The sequence below is a fragment of the Microbacterium sp. AC026 genome, from assembly GCF_979258475.1.
The window spans coordinates 86,686-103,862 of record NZ_OZ409857.1 but is presented as its reverse complement, the minus strand read 5'-3'; the positions used below and the strand labels follow the sequence as shown (position 1 = coordinate 103,862).

Annotated in this window: 18 protein-coding genes, 1 tRNA gene and 2 pseudogenes; 5 read left to right on the top strand and 16 right to left on the bottom strand. The window is 68.0% G+C overall.

Annotated features, from left to right (window positions below; all coding sequences use genetic code 11):
- Positions 1–3 precede the first annotated feature (3 nt).
- On the top strand, positions 4–873 hold the full coding sequence (locus tag ACZZ93_RS00525; RefSeq protein ID WP_463510261.1) for a 3-methyladenine DNA glycosylase: 870 nt from the start codon (positions 4–6) through the stop codon (positions 871–873).
- Between the two features lie 22 nt (positions 874–895).
- Here ACZZ93_RS00525 and ACZZ93_RS00520 read toward each other — a convergent pair whose 3' ends face one another.
- The 4 genes and pseudogenes from ACZZ93_RS00520 to ACZZ93_RS00505 form a co-directional block, all read right to left on the bottom strand.
- The gene (locus ACZZ93_RS00520; protein WP_463510260.1) at positions 896–2,083 is read right to left on the bottom strand and encodes a glycoside hydrolase family 3 N-terminal domain-containing protein; all 1,188 of its coding nucleotides are present in this window, start codon (positions 2,081–2,083) and stop codon (positions 896–898) included.
- Positions 2,084–2,087: 4 nt separating this feature from the next.
- Positions 2,088–2,744: an SDR family oxidoreductase gene (locus ACZZ93_RS00515; protein ID WP_463510259.1), complete on the bottom strand. Its 657-nt coding sequence runs from the start codon at positions 2,742–2,744 to the stop codon at positions 2,088–2,090.
- 57 nt (positions 2,745–2,801) lie between these two features.
- Positions 2,802–3,864, bottom strand: a pseudogene (locus tag ACZZ93_RS00510) (NAD(P)-binding domain-containing protein).
- Positions 3,865–3,905: 41 nt separating this feature from the next.
- A complete protein-coding gene (locus tag ACZZ93_RS00505; protein WP_463510258.1) occupies positions 3,906–4,346 on the bottom strand; it encodes a GNAT family N-acetyltransferase in 441 nt (146 codons plus the stop codon).
- Between the two features lie 106 nt (positions 4,347–4,452).
- On the opposite strand from ACZZ93_RS00505, the gene ACZZ93_RS00500 reads away from it, so the two are divergent.
- From ACZZ93_RS00500 to ACZZ93_RS00490, 3 genes are all read left to right on the top strand, one after another.
- A tRNA-Ala gene (locus ACZZ93_RS00500) sits at positions 4,453–4,525 on the top strand.
- A 261-nt stretch (positions 4,526–4,786) separates the two neighbouring features.
- Positions 4,787–5,869 carry an AI-2E family transporter gene (locus ACZZ93_RS00495; RefSeq protein WP_463510257.1) on the top strand — a complete coding sequence of 361 codons (1,083 nt, stop codon included), beginning with the start codon at positions 4,787–4,789 and terminating at the stop codon, positions 5,867–5,869.
- 133 nt (positions 5,870–6,002) lie between these two features.
- Positions 6,003–6,185 carry a hypothetical protein gene (locus ACZZ93_RS00490; RefSeq protein ID WP_053099155.1) on the top strand — a complete coding sequence of 61 codons (183 nt, stop codon included), beginning with the start codon at positions 6,003–6,005 and terminating at the stop codon, positions 6,183–6,185.
- Positions 6,186–6,245: 60 nt separating this feature from the next.
- On the opposite strand, the gene ACZZ93_RS00485 is transcribed toward ACZZ93_RS00490, so the two are convergent.
- The 11 genes from ACZZ93_RS00485 to rplU all read right to left on the bottom strand — a co-directional run bounded on the left by ACZZ93_RS00485 (position 6,246) and on the right by rplU (position 14,035).
- The gene (locus tag ACZZ93_RS00485; protein ID WP_232224447.1) at positions 6,246–6,503 is read right to left on the bottom strand and encodes a hypothetical protein; all 258 of its coding nucleotides are present in this window, start codon (positions 6,501–6,503) and stop codon (positions 6,246–6,248) included.
- Positions 6,504–6,627: 124 nt separating this feature from the next.
- Positions 6,628–7,317, bottom strand: a complete 690-nt coding sequence (locus ACZZ93_RS00480) for an SDR family oxidoreductase (RefSeq protein ID WP_187249778.1) — start codon at positions 7,315–7,317, stop codon at positions 6,628–6,630.
- 1 nt (position 7,318) lies between these two features.
- Positions 7,319–7,702, bottom strand: coding sequence for a ribosome silencing factor (gene rsfS, locus ACZZ93_RS00475; RefSeq protein ID WP_042537705.1), 384 nt, complete (start codon positions 7,700–7,702; stop codon positions 7,319–7,321).
- The gene (locus ACZZ93_RS00470; RefSeq protein WP_463510256.1) at positions 7,702–8,898 is read right to left on the bottom strand and encodes a hypothetical protein; all 1,197 of its coding nucleotides are present in this window, start codon (positions 8,896–8,898) and stop codon (positions 7,702–7,704) included. The genes rsfS and ACZZ93_RS00470 overlap by 1 nt, the downstream gene beginning before the upstream one ends.
- Positions 8,895–9,497, bottom strand: coding sequence for a nicotinate-nucleotide adenylyltransferase (nadD, locus tag ACZZ93_RS00465; RefSeq protein ID WP_053096575.1), 603 nt, complete (start codon positions 9,495–9,497; stop codon positions 8,895–8,897). The genes ACZZ93_RS00470 and nadD overlap by 4 nt, the downstream gene beginning before the upstream one ends.
- Before the next feature lie 6 nt (positions 9,498–9,503).
- The gene (locus ACZZ93_RS00460; RefSeq protein ID WP_053096577.1) at positions 9,504–9,728 is read right to left on the bottom strand and encodes a hypothetical protein; all 225 of its coding nucleotides are present in this window, start codon (positions 9,726–9,728) and stop codon (positions 9,504–9,506) included.
- A gap of 66 nt (positions 9,729–9,794) precedes the next feature.
- Complete coding sequence (locus ACZZ93_RS00455) at positions 9,795–11,048, bottom strand: glutamate-5-semialdehyde dehydrogenase (RefSeq protein WP_072591409.1); 1,254 nt, start codon at positions 11,046–11,048, stop codon at positions 9,795–9,797.
- A gap of 9 nt (positions 11,049–11,057) precedes the next feature.
- Positions 11,058–11,843, bottom strand: coding sequence for a glutamate 5-kinase (gene proB / locus ACZZ93_RS00450; RefSeq protein WP_072591410.1), 786 nt, complete (start codon positions 11,841–11,843; stop codon positions 11,058–11,060).
- A complete protein-coding gene (gene obgE, locus ACZZ93_RS00445) occupies positions 11,840–13,342 on the bottom strand; it encodes a GTPase ObgE (protein WP_053096582.1) in 1,503 nt (500 codons plus the stop codon). The genes proB and obgE overlap by 4 nt, the downstream gene beginning before the upstream one ends.
- A gap of 107 nt (positions 13,343–13,449) precedes the next feature.
- On the bottom strand, positions 13,450–13,707 hold the full coding sequence (rpmA, locus tag ACZZ93_RS00440) for a 50S ribosomal protein L27 (protein ID WP_028501603.1): 258 nt from the start codon (positions 13,705–13,707) through the stop codon (positions 13,450–13,452).
- Between the two features lie 19 nt (positions 13,708–13,726).
- Positions 13,727–14,035, bottom strand: a complete 309-nt coding sequence (gene rplU, locus ACZZ93_RS00435; protein ID WP_072591411.1) for a 50S ribosomal protein L21 — start codon at positions 14,033–14,035, stop codon at positions 13,727–13,729.
- A gap of 211 nt (positions 14,036–14,246) precedes the next feature.
- Here rplU and ACZZ93_RS00430 point away from each other — a divergent pair.
- Positions 14,247–14,512 (top strand): annotated as a pseudogene (locus ACZZ93_RS00430) (DUF4031 domain-containing protein).
- On the opposite strand, the gene ACZZ93_RS00425 reads toward ACZZ93_RS00430, so the two are convergent.
- Positions 14,477–17,056: an Rne/Rng family ribonuclease gene (locus ACZZ93_RS00425; protein ID WP_463510255.1), complete on the bottom strand. Its 2,580-nt coding sequence runs from the start codon at positions 17,054–17,056 to the stop codon at positions 14,477–14,479. The pseudogene ACZZ93_RS00430 and the gene ACZZ93_RS00425 sit on opposite strands and share 36 nt — an antisense overlap.
- Positions 17,057–17,177 lie beyond the last annotated feature (121 nt).

Genomic DNA, 17,177 nt, shown 5'->3' with positions numbered 1-17,177 from the left:
ACCATGACGCTGGCGCGGACCGACTGGCTGGAACGCGAACGAGCGCACCAGACGAGAGCCGACGCCCTCACGGCTGAGCATCGGGAACGAGCCGCGCGGGGCGAGAAGCACCCGGTATGGGACTTCCTGTTCACCTATTACAGCTACAAACCCGCGCAGCTGCGTCGGTGGCACCCCGGCGCCGGGGTCGAGCTCGAGGAGGCCGACGAGCGGCTGACCTGGCGGTGGTACTCCCCCGGCGCGACCAGAGCCGGTGCGGTGCCGGATGCCGCTGCCTTCGCGCGCGAGAAGGCAGACCTCGCCGGCCTCATCGAGCGGATGCTGCGTCGCACCGCCTCTCGACCCGGGCAGTTCGGATGCTTCGGACTGCATGAGTGGGCGATGGTCTATCGAGCGGATGAGCACAGACACGCGGTGCCCCTGCGTCTTGGGCAGGACGCAACGGATCTGGTCGTCGAGAGCCATGACCTCAGATGCACGCACTTCGATGCCTTCCGGTTCTTCACACCCGCGGCCGTGCCTCGCAACCGGACGGAGCTGACCCGCGACGAGCAGCCCCTGTTCGAGCAGCCCGGATGCCTTCATGCCGGCATGGACCTGTACAAATGGGCGGTCAAGCTGGGCCCCCTGGTGCCCGGCGAACTTCTGCTCGACACGTTCGAACTCGCAAGAGACATCCGCCTTCTCGACATGCAGGCCGCGCCGTACGACCTGGCACCGTGGGGCGTCGAGCCCGTACCGATCGAGACGACCGAGGGCAAGGCGGAGTACGTCCGCCGGCAGCGCGTGTTCGCAGAGCGCGGTGGGCATCTGCGCGGCGAGCTGCTGCATGCCTGGCTCGGCTCCACCAGCGCCGTCACGCTCGCGGGCTGACCGGCGTGAGCGGGCTGAACGATCAGTCGGCCGGCTCGCACTCCGGGCACGGTGCCCAGTCGGTGGTCGCCGACGTCGACTGCAGGCGCAACGTCATCACGCGGGTGGCCGCGTCGGCGAGCCGATCGGCGGGCAGCACCCCCGCATCGACCGCATCCGCGAGCCCGCGGACGATCTGGCCTGCGGTGTCGGGAGTCGAACCGGCGATCATCAGCACGAGGTCGCTCCCGGCGACGACCGCCGACACGGCGTTCGTCACAGGGTCGGCGTACTCGGGAATCCCCGAGGACTGCAGCATCCCGAGGTCATCGGTCACGATCACGCCGTCGAATCCCAGTTGTTCACGGGCGATCTCGTGCCAGCGCGCCGACAGAGACGCGGGAGCAGGATCGATCGAGGTGTAGGCCAGGTGGCCGAACATCAGCAGAGAGGCACCGGCCTCGATACCTGCAACGAAAGGCACCGCGTCCGTGGAACGCCACTCGTCGATGGTCTCGGCTGTGGCGGGGACAGCACTGTGGGAGTCGCCCGGCGCCGCCCCGTGACCGGGGAAGTGCTTCAGCGTGGAGGCGATGATCTGCTCTTGCGCCGTGGTGGCGGCAGCGACTCGCTCGGCGGCCGTCTGGGGGTCGGTGCCGAGTGCCCTGCCGTAGATGAATGACGACGGGTCGGACGTCAGGTCTGCGACCGTGCCGAAGTTCACAGTGATCCCCGCTCTCGCCACCAGCGCCGCGCGGGCGGAGAACGCCGACGACGTGTCGGAAACCGGCTGCGATTTCAAGACGGTCGAGGCGGGGAAACCATCGCCGACGAGGCGCGACACGATCCCGCCCTCCTGATCGACCGCCACGAGCGGAGGCAGCGCGGGGTCGACCGTGAGAGCAGACGTGAGGGTCTGGAGCTCGTCGTCGGTCGCCGGGATATTCGCTCCCATCAGGATGAAACCGCCGAGTCCCTGCTGCATGTAGGCGCGGAGCGCTCCGGCATCCGTCGTCGGGATGTGCCCCATCACGACGCTCGCCGCCTGCTCGACCGTCGTCATTTCGGCGACGAGAGCCTCGGCGTGCTCGCCGATTGCTGGTGAGGAAATCTGCGCATGGGCGAGACCGCCCTGCACCGAGCCGACAGCCGCGGCAGAGGCCGGAGCGGCCGCCGTCGCGAGGGCGACGAACGCCGCGGCACTGACCGCTCCGAAGCGACGTCGCAGCATGAGGTCAGGTGGTGAGAGCGTCGGCGATGGGCACGCCGGAGTCGGCCGTGCCGTTTCCGAATCGGATGGTGCGACCGAACGTCGAGGGGTTGCCGAGAGATTCCGCGATCACAGCCGCCACATCGGCGCGCGCGACCTCGCCCTTGCCGTCCGGGTCGAGCAGGATACGGCCCGTCGGCTCATCGAACGTGAGCGTGCCGGGGCCGAGGATCGTGCCGTCGAGGTCCGTCGATCGCAGGTGCTCGTCCGCCGCCCACTTCGCATCCGCGTAGGCGAAGAACCCGTCGTCCTCAGCCACTCCGTGATCGGCCTTCGAACCGATCCACGAGACCATGACATAGCGCATGACGCCCGCCGCCTCTGCGGCATCCATGGTGCGGATCGCCGCGTCACGATCGACGGCGTACGTGCGATCCGCGGAACCCCCACCGGCCCCGGCCGACCAGACGACGGCATCGTGACCGCGGATGATCTCCGCGAGTTCAGACGCGTCGAGGGTCTCGACGTCGGCGACGAGCGCATGCGCCCCTGTCGCCTCGACCTCCGAGACGTGGTCGGGATTGCGGATGACCGAGGTGACCTCGTCACCCCGCTCGACGAGAAGAGGAGCGAGAAGCAGTGCGATGCGGCCGTGGCCGCCGAAGACGATGATTCGCGACATGTCTTCACCCTACGCGCCCTCGCCGACGTCGGCTCGGGACGATTGGGCCGAGATCGCTCAGGGGCTCCGGACCGATGCGACGGCCAGCGCCCGCTGGACGCCCTTCGCCGCTGAGCGTCCCGCCCTGTTCGCACCGATCGTGCTCGCCGACGGACCGTAGCCGACGAGCTGGATCCGCGGGTCCTGCACCGCGGTCGTCCCCGCCCGCCGCGGTCGAGCTGGATGCCCCCGGCCGCACTGCGGAGGTGCAGCGGCGCGAGGTGCGCGATCGCCGGGCGGAACCCCGTCGCCCAGAGGATGACGTCGACCCGCTCGAAGGTGCCGTCGGCCCAGCGGACGCCGTCCGGCTCGATGCGCGAGAACATCGGGCGGCGAGCAGCGTAGGCGCCGAGCCTCTCCGCCTCCCGTTCCTGCGGCCGCAGCATGAGCCCTGTGACGCTCACCACGCTCTCGGGAGGCAGCCCCTGGGCGACCCGTCGCTCGACGAGCGCGACAGCGGCTGCTCCTGCTTCGGGCGTGAAGTCGTCGCTGCGCCACACCGGCTCACGCCGCGTCACCCAGAGCGTGTCGGTGATCGGCGCCAGAGCTCCGAGGAATTGGACAGCCGACGCGCCCCCGCCGACGACGAGGACGCGCTTGCCCACGAAGTGCTCTGGTCCCGGATAGTCGACCGTGTGCAGCTGCTCGCCGAGGAACGTCTCCATCCCCGGGTAGTGCGGCAGGAACGGATGCGTCCACGTCCCGGTCGCGTTGACGAGCGTCCGACTGCGCCATTCCTGTTCCCCCGCGCGCACGACCAGGAGGCCGTTCTCGTCGACCACCCGGTCGACTCCCACGGGCCGGATCACCGGCAGGCGATGAGCGCGCTCATACGCCGCGAAGTATGCCGGGACGGCCATATTGGCGCGCTGCCCGTCTCGCGGCGGTGGAGAATCCCCGGCAGTTCCGCCACGCCGTGCACGTCGCGCATCGTCAGAGCATCCCACCGGTGCCGCCATGCGCCTCCGGGCTCGGAGTCCGAGTCGAGCACGACATGACCGATGCCCAGACGGGTCAGATGAAAGGAGGCCGACAGACCGGCCTGACCGGCGCCGATCACGACGCTGTCCAGGATGCTCACGGTGATGACAACACCCGCGATCACGCGGTTGTTCCGGGGCGTCAGAGGGCGATCTGGTAGTGCGTGTACCCGGTGTGCGTCGCCACGCTGTCGTAGAGCGCGCGGGCTGTCATGTTGGTCTCCTGCGTCAGCCAGTAGACCTTCTCGCACCCGTTCTCGACAGCCCAGTCACGCACGTGGGCGATCAGCAGCCGCCCCACCCCGGAGCCTCGGGACTCGCCATCGACATAGAGGTCTTCGAGGTAGCAGTAGGGCGACCTGCTCCACGTCGCCGGGTGCGTGAGCCAGTGCACGATGCCGATCGCGCGCCCGTCGCCGTCGCGCGCGACCGCTCCGTGCAGATCCCGCCCCTCGACGATCCGCCGAAACGACTCTGTCGTGATCTCGTCAGGGAGCTCCGTGCCGTAAAAGGTCAGATACCCGCGCCACAGACCGGACCATTCATCGAAGTCGGCCTCTACGGTGGCGGTGATCGTCGTCATGCGGTCAGCCTAATGCGACGCGCCCGGGGCCCCGCGCCGATTGGTGTTGCGCGCGATCCGTGTAGTACTCTGTTCAAGTTGCTTCGAGCAGTGAGGAAGCAGTTCTGGGCCTGTGGCGCAGCTGGTAGCGCACCTGCATGGCATGCAGGGGGTCGGGGGTTCGAGTCCCCCCAGGTCCACCCGATAGAAGGCCCCGCGAGAAATCGCGGGGCCTTCTTCTCGTTCATCCGACACACCGGCGCGCGCGGGCGCCCTCGTCATCGGCGAAGAGCCGCCCACGGCAGAGCGCCAGGGACTTGCCATCGTCCGCTGCGCCGGATAGAAAGGCCAGGCCGTCTTCGTCACCGAGACGGTCTTCGACGAGGTGGAGGACGCACGTGCTGGGACTGTTCCGACGACCGGAGACCATGTCATCGTCTCTGTCAGACGCGTCGACCCCGATGACGGAGACGCGACTGTGGTCGCGGGGATTCGGCCTCGCCGCCACACGGAGTCTGCAGACCCTCTCGGTGCTCGCCCTGGTCGCCATCGGCGTGCTGGTGATCACGCAGCTCTCTCTCGTGTTCATCCCCGTGACGATCGCGCTGATCCTCGCCTCGGCCATCCACCCGCTCGTCGCGTTCATGCGGCGTCGCGGAGTGCCGTCGATCCTCGCCACCTGGATCGCGCTGATCGGCATCCTCGCGATCCTCGGCGGCATCGTCTGGGTGATCGTGCTGACGGTCCGTTCCCAGTGGGACGATCTGAACGAGTCGGCCACCGACGGCGTGACGCAGGTGACGGCCTGGCTCGACACCCTGCCTTTCGACATCGCATCGATCGATCTCGACGAGGTGTGGGCAGGAGTCGGCGACTTCCTGACCAGCGCCTCGTTCGGACGCGGAGCTCTCGCGGGGGTCTCGGCCACTGCGAGCTTCTTCACCGGCCTCGCGCTGATGATCGTCGTGCTGTTCTTCTTCCTCAAGGACGGACCGCGCATCTGGGAGTTCCTGCTCCGTCCCTTCACCGGGAACAGCTATGAGCGTGCGCGCCGCATCGGCGACAAGACCGTCGATGTCTTCGGAGGCTACATCCGCGGCACGTCGATCGTCGCCGCCGCCGATGCTCTCGGCATCGGCATCGGCTTGGCGATCCTGCAGATCCCTCTTGCACTCCCCCTCGCCGTGATCGTCTTCCTGACGGCGTTCATCCCCCTGGTCGGCGCAACCGCCGCCGGGATCCTCGCGGCTCTCGTGGCGCTCGTCACGCACGGCCCGGTGGCAGCCCTCATCGTCGTCGGCATCGTCGTGCTCGTGAATCAGCTCGAGGGCAACTTCCTTCAGCCGGTCGTGATGGCCCGCTCCCTCAAGCTCCACGCTCTCGTGATCCTCCTCGCCCTGACCACGGGCACCATCCTCGGCGGCATCGTCGGCGCGGTGCTCTCGGTGCCGATCGCCGCTGTCGCCTGGGGCATCATCACGGTGTGGGACGGCCCGCACACCCCCGCGAAGCCGTTCCGCAAGAAGCGCCCCGAAACGGTGTGACACCGCCGACACGTCGAGTGCCGCCAAATCGTCGCACCGCCGGCTACTCCTCCGGACCTCGGAGGTCAACCCACTCCCTGTCTGTGCACGCCCGACCTATCGTGGCGCGCACATCTCACGAGAGGAGTCGATGATGACCAACAATCCGATACCGCCGCTGGTCCCCCGCCCGGACGACGAAGGAGAGATCGACGGCGTGCCTCACCGCGACGTCGACGGCGAGCCCGTTCTCGACACGGATGCGGATGCCGACCAGGTCGACGGCGCCGCGGCCGACCGCCTGGCGTCGGAGAAGCCGCTGGGCGAGGACTCCTGAGTCCTCGCCCAGCACGCCCTGCGCGGCAGGCCCCTCCCCGGGTCCTGCCGCGCAGCCTGTTCAGGTCGCGAGAAGAGGGGGCAGGTGCGGGATCGCGATGGGCCTCGTCGCCCGACTCGAATCCTGCACTCGCGTCACCTCTTCGAGAACTTCGTATGCGGTCGTGTACCGCACTGCCAGAGGCAGGTCGCGAAGCCACACGACCTCGACCTCGGTGTCCGCGTACTCGTAGACGCATGCCACCACGTGCCGCGGATCGTTCGTCTCGTATCGTCGGTCGTTGATCACCCACTCCGACGGTGTGACGCGATGCAGCACGTATCTAGGATCTGGATCTCCGGACATGTGATTCCCTCCAAGACTCTCTCCCCACTCGAGATCATCCCCGCTCCGACCGAAAGGTCACAGGGGCTTGACAGCTGAGACGAGAGACTTCAGGGGGTCACGCCCGAGGGCGGATGGTCAGATCGGTGAGAGCGGCGTCGTCCGGCAGGTCGAGCGCGGTGAGGATCGTCGTCGCGACGGAATCCGCCGTGATGAACCGCTCCGGGTCGTAATCCCGCCCTTCCTGCTGGTGCACTCGTTCCTGCATGGGGGTCGCGGTGCGTCCGGGGTAGATGGAGGTCACCCGCACACCATGCTCGCTCTCCTCGGCCCGCAATGCGTCGGCGAGAGCCTTGAGTCCGTGCTTCGATGCGGCATACGCCGACCAGCCGGCGTGCGCGTGCAATCCCGCACCGGAGTTGACGAAAACGATCCGAGCGCGAGAGACGCGCAGCACAGGGAGGAGCAGACGGGTGAGCTCGGCAGGCCCCACGAGGTTGACCGCGAGCTGGCGCTCCCAGAGATTCGCCGGAAGGTCGGCCACGGCTCCGAGGTCGACGACGCCCGCCGCGTGCACCAGCGAGTCGATGCGCTCGGGAAGCGCCTGCTTCGACAGTGCCCACGACAGCCTGCCGGGTTGCGCGAGGTCGCCGACGACGGCCGAGGCTCCAGGCAGCGCCGCGGTGATCTCCTTGGCGCGCCCGGCATCGCGGGCGAGCACCACGACCTGATCGCCCCGATCGAGGAGGCGGCGCGCGACGACCGCGCCGATGCCGGATCCGGCACCGGTGATCAGGTGGACGGTCACGTCAGTCGCGGTCTGCTGCGGCGGAGTCTGCGAGCTCGAACGGCACGACGGGGCAGTCCTTCCACAGACGCTCGAGGCCGTAGTAGACGCGCTCTTCCTGGTGGAAGACGTGGACGATCAGATCGCCGAAGTCGAGGAGAACCCATCGGGCCTCCGCGCGACCTTCGCGGCGGACCCGCTTGTGACCGGCTTCGATGAGCTTGTCCTCGATCTCATCGGCGATGGCGGCGACGTTGCGCTCGCTGTTTCCGGTGACGAGCAGGAAGATGTCGACGAGCGGCAGAGGCTCCGAGACGTTGAGCGCGACGAGGTCCTCACCGCCCTTCGACACGGCGGCGTCGGCCGCGAGTTGGAGCATCTCTTCGGCGGTTTCAGGTGACTGCATCAGAACACATTCGTGGTGAAGGCGACGATCAGGGACACGCCCAGCGCGAGCGCGAGACCACCCGCCACGATCGCGAGGATGAGCATGAGTTTGTTGCCCTTTTCGGGGGCGGGCGGGCGGATGACCTCGCCGGCGGGCTTGATGGTGCTGACGGCCGCGCTGGCGGCGATCGGCGTGGGCGAGGATGCCGGGGGCAGTTCGCCGTCGATGAGCACGGCGTCCACGTCCTTGCCGTCCGTGGTGCCGTGCGCGTGGCCCTGTGAACCGAGTCCCTTGGGAAGTTCGTAGGAACCGGTCACGAGGATCTCTCCCGTGGAGGCGACGGGGCCTGAGAGCGACCCCTCTCCCGGGGAGGGGTTGAAGATGAGGGTGTTCGGAGCGAGATGCTGGGAACCGGTCGAGTCGCCGACGGTCAGCAGCTCGTCGAAAGACGGCGAGAAGGGCTTCCGTGTCTCCGCGTCGTCGCTGAGCAGATCCTGACCGAAGGCGGAGTTGACGACGGGGCGCTCCCCGTCCGCGATGTCGTCGTCGGCGTCGTCCACATCCGCCAGAACGTCGCCTTCGTCGACCTCGTCGGTCGCTTCTGCATCGATTCCGAGCTCCGCGACGGCGGCACTCGTGTCGCCCGCGCCGGAGGTGACCGGCTCGCGATCGTCGTCCGTCGTGTCGAGGTTCGTCGAGGCGCTGACCGGTGCGGGCAGATCCGCCGCAGCCGAGTCGTCATCTTCCTGGTCATCGTCGTCAACGACATCGGAGTCGTGGACATCGGAGTCGTGGACATCGGAGTCGTGGACGTCGGAGTCGGGAGCGTCGGCTGCCTCAGCCGCGGGGCCCTCGACGGGCGGAACGTCGTCGGTCGAGTCCGCATCATCCGCACTGTCCGGCGCGTCGGACTCGTCAGCGTCGCCGACGGGAACGGATCCGGTCATGGAGCGTTCGCGCTCGCGAACCTGGCGACGCGTCAGCGGCGTGTTCCCCGGCTCGGTCTCGCCGCGGACGGCCGGTGCCGACGGTGCAGCGGGTTCGGTCTCGGCGGCGTCCTGCTCCTCGGGCGGCGTTACGGCGGGCGGAGTCGCGACCGCGGCGGCAGCCGCAGCCTCCTCCGCTGAGATGACCGGTGTGGAGCCGGTCAACCGGATCTCACGCAACTGCTTTCGCGTCAGCGGACCCTGATCCTGCCGATCCGATGTACTCATGCCTTGCTCCGATACAGATGATGCTTCGCGATGTATTGAACGACTCCGTCGGGGACGAGGTACCAGACCGGCTCGTCGTCACGGACCCGCGCCCGGCAGGCCGTCGACGAGATGGACAGCGCCGGCACCTCCAGTTGGCTGACGTTGTCGCTCGGGAGGCCGTCAGTGCTCAGGACGTGTCCTGGACGTGAGACCGCGACGAAGTGGGCCAACTCCCACAGTTCATCATGGTCCCTCCAACTGAGAATTTGCGCCACGGCATCGGCACCCGTGATGAAGAACAGCTCAGCGTCGGGCCGCTTCTCCTTCAGGTCGCGGAGGGTGTCGATCGTGTACGTCGGCCCTTCACGGTCGATATCGACTCTGCTCACCGTGAACTGCGGGTTGGACGCCGTCGCGATCACGGTCATCAGGTAGCGGTGCTCACTGGGGGTGACATCCGACTTCTGCCACGGGTGTCCGGTGGGCACGAAGACGACCTCGTCGAGATCGAAGGAGTGCGCGACCTCGCTCGCAGCGACCAGGTGCCCGTGGTGGATGGGGTCGAACGTGCCGCCCATCACACCGATGCGCGCCGGACGCGAGGTCGTGTCGTTCATATGGGCCTAGTGGCCGTGCCCTGCCTCGTGGCCGTCCTTGCCGTGCCTCGCAGCCCAGGCGTCAGCCTTGGCGGAGTGACGGTTGGCGACGTTCTTGTATGACAGCGTGACCAGGCCGAGGAAGGCGAAGACGATGATCGCGATGACACCGAAGATCAGCGTCTCGAGCTGGACATTGCCGTGGTGCTCGGTTTCGGCAGCGACCATCGCGATCTGTGCGACGAGGTTCATCCTGACTCCGTTTCGTGGCTGGCGGGCGTGGCTCACGAAGAGCCACAGCGCCCCCTAGTCTAGCCCTCAGCCGCGCGTCTGCCCTGCCCCACGCGCCAGCCATTTCGTGCTGGTCAGCTCGGAAAGCCCCATCGGGCCCCTCGCGTGCAGCTTCTGCGTCGAGATCCCGACCTCGGCACCGAACCCGAACTCCCCGCCGTCGGTGAACCGCGTGGAGGTGTTCACCATCACGACCGCCGAGTCGACCTCGGCCAGGAACCGCTCCGCGTTGCGCGAATCCGTCGTGATGATCGACTCCGTATGGCCGGTGCTGTAGCGACGGATGTGGTCGAGAGCGTCATCGAGCGTGTCGACGACCTTGATCGCGATGTCGAGGCTCAGATACTCCGTCGCCCAGTCCTCCTCGGTCGCGGGGATCACGTTCGAGACGAGGCCGACCACCATGTCGTCGCCGTGAATGGCCACGCCCTCGCTCTGCAGCGCACTCGCGACCAGCGGGACGAGCCGTGGCGCGGCCTGACGGAGCACGAGGACCGTCTCGACCGCATTGCAGACGCTGGGGCGCTGCACCTTCGCGTTCACGACGATGTCCTGCGCCCAGTCGTCAGGGGCGCTCTCGTCGAGGACGATGTGCACGTTGCCGGCGCCGGTCTCGATCACGGGCACGGTCGCCTCGGTCACGACGGTCTCGATCAGCCCCGCACTGCCGCGAGGCACCAGCACGTCGATGTAACCCCGTCCGTGCATGAGGGCGGTGGCGCCGTCGCGACCGAAGTCGTCGACGGTCTGCACCGCTTCCGCGGTGACGCCTGCCTCCTCGAGTGCCTGGCGCATGATCTCGACGAGCACCGCGTTGGAGTCTCGTGCGGCGCTGCCACCGCGCAGGACCACGGCGTTCCCCGAGCGCAGCGCGAGCGCCGCGATGTCGACCGTGACGTTGGGGCGCGCCTCGTAGATCGCCCCGACTACCCCGAACGGCACCCGCACCTGCTCGAGAGCGACGCCGTTCGGCATCCGGTGCCCTCCGACGACACGACCGACAGGGTCGGGAAGAGCCGCCACCTGACGGACCGCAGCGGCGAGGGAGGCGACGCGCTTCTCATCGAGGCGCAGTCGGTCGATGAGCGACTCGCCGATGCCGTCAGATCGACCGCGCTCGATGTCTCGGCCGTTGGCCTCGATGATCGCGGCCGCATTCCCCTCGAGAGCCACCGCGATGGCTTCGAGCGCGCGGGACTTGTCGTCGCTGGTCAGTCTGGCCGTGGCGCGGGACGCCTCTTTGGCACGCTCGAGCCGCACCTGCGGGGTCTGGTCGGTCATCCGCCCAGTCTAGGAGAGCGCGGGCTCGAACCAGGTCCCTATGTCGGCGCCCGCGAGGGCCTTGTCGACGAGGTCGGCGCTGGTCACGAGCACACCGATTCCGGACGCGGCCGCCAGTCGGGCGGCGGACACCTTCGTCGCCGCTCCCCCGGTGCCGACACTGTTGACGACCGTCGAGCCGAACTCGAGGCCTGAGAGATCGGCGTCCGGAGCGACGACGTCGATGGGCTCAGCGCTTGGGTCGGACGGCGGCTTGGTGTACAGCGACTCGATGTCGCTGAGCAGCACGAGCGCATCCGCCTCGATCAGCTGGGCCACGAGCGCGCCGAGGCGGTCGTTGTCGCCGAATCGGATCTCCTGCGTCGCGACCGTGTCGTTCTCGTTCACGATCGGCAGGATGCGAAGACCGAGAAGTCGCTCCATCGCCCGTCGCGCGTTGCTGCGCGAGGTCGGATTCTCGAGATCACCGGTCGTGAGCAGCACCTGTCCCGCGACGATGTCGAAAGGACGCAGCGACTCCTGGTAGCGGTACACGAGGATGTTCTGTCCGACGGCGGCTGCGGCCTGCTGAGTGGCCAGGTCCGTGGGGCGAGCATCGAGACGCAGGAACGGGATGCCCGTGGCGATCGCTCCGGAGGAGACGAGGATCACCTCGGCCCCGCGCGCGTGCGCTGCCGCCAGTGCCTCCACCAGAACGGGGATGCGCCAGGAGGACTCCCCGCTGATCGAGGAGGACCCGACCTTGACGACGATCCGTGAGGCTGTGGCGAGATCCGCCCTCGTGCGGGCGGTCACTCCCCGTCCTCGCGGTAGGCCGCGAGCCGCTGAGCCTCGACCTCGGCGCGAGCCTCGGCCTTGGCATCCATGCGCTCGTAGTAGTTCTCACGACGCTCGGAGGTGGTGCGACGCCCGTTGGGGGCGAGACGCGGGTCGGTGCCACGGGGTGCGGTCATCAGCTCGGCCGCAGACGTCATGGTGGGCTCCCAGTCGAAGACGATGCTGTCACCCTCGCCGATGACGACCGTCGACCCCTGCACGGCACCGAGGCGGAAGAGCTCGTCCTCGACGCCCAGCTTCTCGAGACGGTCGGCGAGGTAGCCCACCGCCTCTTCGTTCTGGAAATCGGTCTGCTGGACCCAGCGCACCGGCTTCTCGCCGAGGATGCGGTAGACGTTGCCGTAGCTGCCTCCCTCGACGCGGATCTCGAAGCCCTTCTTCGGGCCACGCGGGCGAAGAATGACGCGCTCACGCGGGACCTCGGTCGCGGCGAGCTCGGCACGGTGCTGGTCGACGATCTCGCCGAGCGCGTAGGTCAGCGGGCGCAGACCCTCGTGCGAGATCGTGGAGATGTCGAAGACACGGAATCCGCGAGCCTCGAGGTCGGGGCGCACGAGGTCTGCGAGGTCGCGGGCCTCCGGCACGTCGATCTTGTTCAGAGCGATGAGCTGCGGGCGCTCGAGCAGAGGGGTCTGCCCCTCGGGAACCTCGTATGCGGCGAGCTCCCCCAGGATGACATCGAGGTCGGAGATCGGGTCGCGACCGGGCTCGAGCGTTGCGCAGTCGAGCACGTGAAGCAGTGCGGTGCAGCGCTCGACGTGACGGAGGAACTCCAGTCCGAGACCGCGTCCCTCGCTCGCTCCTTCGATGAGTCCGGGGACGTCAGCGACCGTGTATCGCGAGTCCCCTGCCTGCACGACACCGAGATTGGGGTGCAGCGTGGTGAAGGGGTAGTCGGCGATCTTGGGGCGTGCGGCCGAGATCGCGCCGATCAGGCTGGACTTGCCCGCCGAGGGGTAGCCGACCAGAGCGACGTCTGCCACGGTCTTGAGCTCGAGGATGACATCGCCCTCGTACCCGGGGGTCCCGAGCAGCGCGAACCCGGGAGCCTTGCGCTTCGGGGTGGCGAGTGCGGCGTTGCCGAGTCCGCCATGCCCGCCCTTGGCGACGACGTAGCGCTCACCGGGCTCGATCATGTCGATGAGCACCTCGCCGGCCGGGTTCTTCACCACGGTGCCGACGGGAACGGGAAGCTCGAGATCCTCGCCCATGAACCCCGCACGGTGGTCGCCCATTCCGGGGCCGCCGTTTCCGGAGCTGCGATGCGGAGAGTGGTGGTACGAGAGGAGCGTTCCCGTTTGCGTGTCGGCGACGAGCACGACGTCGCCGCCATCACCGCCGTTGCCGCCGTCGGGGCCGCCGAGCGGCTTGAACTTCTCGCGGTGCACCGAGACACAGCCGTTGCCGCCCTTGCCCGCGCGCAGATGCAGCGTCACGGTGTCGACGAAGCTGACCATGTCTCTCTCCTCAATTGATGCGGCCTGAGATGTGGACTCGGCCGGAAACGCAGATTCGGGACGGGCCGAAGCCCGCCCCGAATCGGATGACTAGTGTCGTGCTGTGATCACTCAGCAGCGGCGACGATGTTGACGACCTTGCGGCCGCCCTTCGCGCCGAACTGGACCGCACCGGCGGCCAGAGCGAACAGAGTGTCGTCGCCACCACGGCCGACGTTCACGCCGGGGTGGAAGTGCGTGCCGCGCTGGCGGACGATGATCTCGCCGGCGAGAACCTGCTGTCCACCGAAGCGCTTGACGCCAAGTCGCTGAGCGTTGGAGTCACGACCGTTACGGGTGGAGCTTGCGCCCTTTTTATGTGCCATGTCCTGGTCTCCTCGGTCTTTACTTGATGCCGGTGATCTTGACGCGCGTGAGCTCCTGGCGGTGGCCCTGACGCTTCTTGTAGCCGGTCTTGTTCTTGTACTTCTGGATGATGATCTTCGGGCCGCGGAGGTTGCCGATGACCTCTGCCGTGACCTTGACCTTCGCCAGCGAATCAGCGTCGGTGGTCACCGAGGCGCCGTCGACGAGCAGCACTGCGGCCAGCTCGATCTTCTCGCCCTGTGCAGCCTTGACACGATCGAGCTGAACGATCGTGCCGACCTCGACCTTCTCCTGCCGCCCACCGGCGCGCACTACTGCGTAAACCACTTCATACCTGTTTCGTTGGGGAGCTCGCGGCTCCGAGATCTCACGGGAAGACTGTTGCTTGCATGCATCGCGGGGCGACGGGCACGAACGCAAGACTCTCCGCTCCGACCGTCCAGGACGACGCGGCATACGCACCAAGGGACTACTTTACCGGATGCGGGACACTGTGGCAAAACGTGCCGCCCGGTGTGTCCGGTCATAGGCTGAAGGGATGACCGTTCTCGTCGATGACCCCCTGTGGCCTGCGCACGGGCGCCTGTGGGCTCATCTCGTCAGCGATAACACCCTGCAGGAGCTGCACGACTTCGCGAGGGCGCATGACGTGCCCGCGCGCGCGTTCGATCTCGACCACTACGACGTTCCGGAAGAGATCATCCCCGGCTCCTCGCCGCCGGCGCACAGCATGTCGGCGGCAAGGAGCTGGTCAGGCGGCTGATCGCCTCAGGACTCCGAATCCCCGCTCGCGACCGGCGCTGACGGCTCGGAGTTCACCGAGACGGGCGTGCCTGTGAGGGCAGCCGTCGAGACGCGGCGACGACCGCGACCCTGACCGGGCGCCTTCGGCTCGGGAAGAGCATCGAGCACCGAATCGAGCAGCGCCTCCGCCGGGGACTTCGGCGACGACTTGCGGTCGGATCCACGCTTCTTGCGAGGCTTCTTGGCGCGCTCCTGCGGTGCGGTCGCTTCCGTCGGCTCAGCCACGGGAGCGACGGCCTCTGCCGGCTCGTCGGCGTTCGGAGTGCGCGTCGAGGCTGCGATCTGCGCGAGTGCCGACTTCGCTCCCTCGGGGATGCTGTGCGTCGTCACCGCGGCCGGAGCAGCGCTCTGCGACTGACCGTTGCCGCCGCGCTGGCGACGGTTGGACTGAGAGCTGCCGTTCCCGTTGCCGTTGCCGTTCCCGTTGCTGCTGGAGCGGTGCTTGACGACGGGGTCGTGGTGGACGATGACGCCGCGGCCGGCGCATACGTCGCACGCCTCGCTGAACGTCTCGAGCAGGCCGAGGCCCAGCTTCTTGCGGGTCATCTGCACGAGGCCGAGCGAGGTAACCTCGGCGACCTGGTGCTTCGTCCGGTCCCGGCTGAGGCACTCGATCAGGCGACGCAGAACCAGGTCGCGATTGGACTCGAGCACCATGTCGATGAAGTCGACGACGATGATGCCGCCGATGTCACGCAGCCTCAGCTGGCGGACGATCTCCTCGGCCGCCTCGAGGTTGTTCTTGGTGACGGTCTCCTCGAGGTTTCCGCCCGAGCCGACGAACTTGCCGGTGTTCACGTCGACGACGGTCATCGCCTCGGTGCGGTCGATGACCAGCGAACCACCCGAGGGCAGCCACACCTTGCGGTCGAGCGCCTTCTCGATCTGCTCCGTGATCCGGAAAGCGTCGAACGGGTCGGTCTCGTCCTCATACGACCCGACGCGCTCGAGGAGGTCGGGTGCGACGCTCTCGAGGTAGGCGCGGATCGTGCGCTGCGCGTCCTCGCCCTGGATGAGCATCTTCGTGAAGTCCTCGTTGAAGACGTCGCGGACGATCTTGACGAGGAGGTCGGGCTCGGCGTGCAGCAGTGCGGGTGCCTGCTGGTTCTCGACCTGCTTGCGGATGTGCTCCCACTGGCTGGTGAGCCGCTGGACGTCACGCGTGAGCTGGTCCTCGGTGGCGCCTTCGGCCGCCGTGCGGACGATCACGCCGGAGGATTCGGGCAGGACCTCCTTGAGGATGCGCTTCAGGCGCGTGCGCTCGTTGTCGGGAAGCTTGCGGCTGATGCCGTTCATCGATCCGCCCGGCACGTACACGAGGTAGCGGCCCGGGAGCGAGATCTGGCTGGTCAGACGCGCGCCCTTGTGGCCCACCGGATCCTTGGTGACCTGCACGAGGACGCGGTCGCCCGCCTTCAGCGCGAGCTCGATGCGGCGCGGCTGGTTGCCGGTCTCGACGCCGTCCCAGTCGACCTCACCGGAGTACAGCACGGCGTTGCGGCCGCGGCCGATGTCGACGAACGCTGCCTCCATGCTCGGCAGCACGTTCTGCACGCGACCGAGGTAGACGTTGCCGATCAGCGATGCGTCCTGGTTGCGAGCGACGTAGTGCTCGACGAGCACGCCGTCTTCGAGGACGCCGATCTGCGTGCGGCCGTTCTTGGAGCGGACGACCATCTTGCGGTCGACCGACTCGCGACGCGCGAGGAACTCCGCCTCGGTCACGACCGGGCGACGACGACCTGCGTCACGTCCGTCGCGGCGGCGCTGCTTCTTCGCCTCCAGGCGCGTGGAGCCCTTGATGGCCTTCGGCTCGGTGATGTACTCCACGACGCGCTGACGGGGCTGGCGCGGTTCATCGCGCTGCTCCCGCGGCTCACGCTGATCGCGAGTGTCGAGGTCGTCCGAACCGCCGCGACGACGGCGGCCGCGACGACCGGCCGGCTCGTCCTGCTCGCGGTCGGCGATGCGGTCGAACACACGCTCGCGACCCGTGCGCGCAGGAAGCGGCAGGACCTCGGGTGCGTAGAAGTGCAGCTGCGTCGAGACCTGGGAGACGAAAACTTCGGGGAGCAGCCCCAGCGAGACGGCGGTGAGAGGCTTGGGCTCCTCCGGCTTCTCGGGTGCGGTCTCGGCAGCGGGCTTCTCGGCAGCGGGCTGCTCGGGTGCGGCTTCGACAGCGGGCTGCTCTGCAGCGGCGTCGGGCTGCTCTGCAGCGGCGTCGGGCTGCTCTGAAGCGGCGTCGGGCGCGTCCTGCGACGGACCCTCTGCAGCAGCGGCATCCTCAGCCGGGGCATCCTCGACGGGAGCCTCTTCAGCAGGAGCCTCTTCAGCAGGAGCATCCTCAGCAGGAGCATCCTCAGCGGGAGCCTCCTCCGCAGGAGTCTCCTCGGCCGAGGCGGTCTCGCTCGTCGAACCCTCGCCGTCGTCCGGAGCGTCGGATGCGACAGCCTCCGGAGCGTCGGCGACTACCTCTGCGGGCGCGTCAGCATCCGCAGTGAAGTCGAGGGTAGGGGCGTCGTAGTCATTGTTCTCATCGGCCATCTCTGGCTTGCTCCTCGCGCGGACACTTCGTGTTCCGCTAACTCTCATGCGACACCCGCAGGTGTCGCGAACTCATTCGGTGTGCGACCGGCCCATGGCTCTGATCACGAGGGGCATACGG